This is a genomic window from Oceanibaculum sp. (assembly GCF_022449305.1).
Lineage (GTDB): Bacteria > Pseudomonadota > Alphaproteobacteria > Oceanibaculales > Oceanibaculaceae > Oceanibaculum > Oceanibaculum indicum.
This window is the reverse complement of record NZ_JAKUSO010000129.1, coordinates 1-1860: the sequence shown is the minus strand read 5'-3', so window position 1 is coordinate 1860 and position 1860 is coordinate 1. Positions and strand designations below refer to the sequence as shown.

Sequence of the window (1860 nt, the reverse complement as noted above, 5' to 3'; positions counted from 1 at the left end):
ACGCAACCATTGCGATTAATAATCGAATTGTAATATCGTCGGCTCCAGGAGAACGCGTCACGACGGGGAAGCATGACCGAACCCGCAAGCGCAGAGTTGGAATCGGCGGAGTGGATCGCACGGCTCGAAGCCGATGCAGTCATTGGCGCCGATGCCCGATACCGGCTGAAGACCCATCAGAACGCCGTCGGCGATGTCGCTGAGGTGATCGCCCGCCATATGGGGGTGAGTGAGGGCCTGTGCCTGGCGCTGGGCACGGCTGCTGCCTATCACGATATCGGCAAGCTGCAGGTGCCGGCGGAAATACTGTGCAAGCCGGGCCGGCTGACGCAGGAGGAGTTCGCCCTGATGCGCGGGCATCCCGCGACCGGCCACGAGATGCTGATGCAGCATGTCGGCCGGCTGGCGAAGCTGGCGGCCAGCATCGCGTTGCATCATCACGAAGCGATGGATGGGTCCGGCTATCCCTTTGGGCTGAAGGGGGAGGAGATACCGCTGGAGGCCCGCATCGTCGGGGTGGCGGATGTCTATGACGCGCTGCGTGAGGACCGGCCCTACCGCGATGGCATGACCCACGATAGGGCCATGGCGATCATCCTGGAAGGCGACGAGCGCACGCCGCGCGACAAATTCTGCCCGCAGGTGAAGCGCGTGGTCGAACAGCACCATGCGGAAATCGCCTGGCACTGGCGGTGCTATCACTGAGGTTTTCCAATGCCGGCCATGCCCTTCGAGACGCCGGCTTGTCGCCGGCTCCTCAGGGCGAGGGGTGTGTGGGATATCCGGCGGTGCCCTTTAGTGACCTCATGCTGAGGAGCCGCCCAAAGCCTTGGGCGGCGTCTCGAAGCATAAGGCAGCTTTGTTCTGAGATTTACCACCGCACACGCGCGGTCTAGCCATGCAATCTTCGCACCCGCACAATAGGCTGGAGCGGGCACAATAGGCCCCGACGAAACCGGCAGGGGCCTCATGGCGGAAGCGGCACGCGCGAAGAAACCCGGCGAGAAGCAGGCGGAACAGGCAATCCCCCTGCTGGTGCTGATCATCTGGATCCTGGCGGTAACGGAGCTGCTGTCCGGCTGGCGCTGGCCGATCACCGTCGCCGCGCTGATGGCGGCGATGATCGCGCTGTGGGGCGCTATCGTGCGCGGCGGCTTCCCGCGCTTTGCCGTCATCGTGTTCGGTGGCATCGGCACGCTACTGATCTGGCGCGTCGGCGGTTGGGGCGAGGGGCTGGCGGGGCTGGAGCGGGCAGCCCGGCTGACCGCCTTCGTCACCTGTCTGCACGGGCTGCGCAGCATCGTCCAGACTGCCCCGCGCCTGGCCGAGGTGCAGGACAGCCTCGTCGCCTTCCGGCTGCAGGCGCGGCGTGGCGCCATGCAACTGCTCAGCTTTGCTTTCTCCGTGCCGCTGGCGATTGGCGCGGTCAGCGTCATTGCCCCGTTCCTGACTCGCGAGCGCGACCAGGAGACCCGGCAGGACCTTGCGGTCTGGGGCATGCGCGGCATGGGCATCGCAATCTTCTTCTCGCCCTTCACCGTGGCGATGGGTGTCGCCGTGGCGGCGCTGCCGGAGGTCAATCTGCCGCTGCTGATGGGCATGGGCTTCGCGCTGGCGCTGGCGGTGCTGGCCTTTCCGTTCCTGATTGGCCAGTGCGCCTTGCCGCGCCAGCTGACGGGCCGGTTCTGGGGCGCGCTGGGCGCAGTGTTGCTGCCCATCGTGGTGATCGTGGTGGTGAACATCGCGACCATTCTGACGCTGGGCCTCACCACCGTGCAGTCGGCCATCGTGGTGGTGCCATCCTCGGCGCTGGTGATCGCTTTGCTGGCGGAGGTCGCGGGCGACCGCCGCACCAGCGGG

General features: G+C 66.2%; 2 protein-coding genes. Both read left to right on the top strand.

Translation table 11 applies throughout. The features are described 5' to 3' along the window. Positions 1 to 72: 72 nt before the first annotated feature. A complete protein-coding gene (locus MK313_RS18140) occupies positions 73 to 705 on the top strand; it encodes an HD-GYP domain-containing protein (protein ID WP_121218139.1) in 633 nt (210 codons plus the stop codon). A gap of 264 nt (positions 706 to 969) precedes the next feature. Then, on the top strand, positions 970 to 1860 hold an 891-nt coding region (locus tag MK313_RS18135), incomplete at its 3' end, for a hypothetical protein (protein ID WP_287783652.1).

What these genes read in the sequence shown, in the direction of transcription:
- MK313_RS18140 (WP_121218139.1), top strand. Translation starts at nt 73, where the DNA reads ATGACCGAACCCGCAAGCGCAGAGTTGGAATCGGCGGAGTGGATCGCA.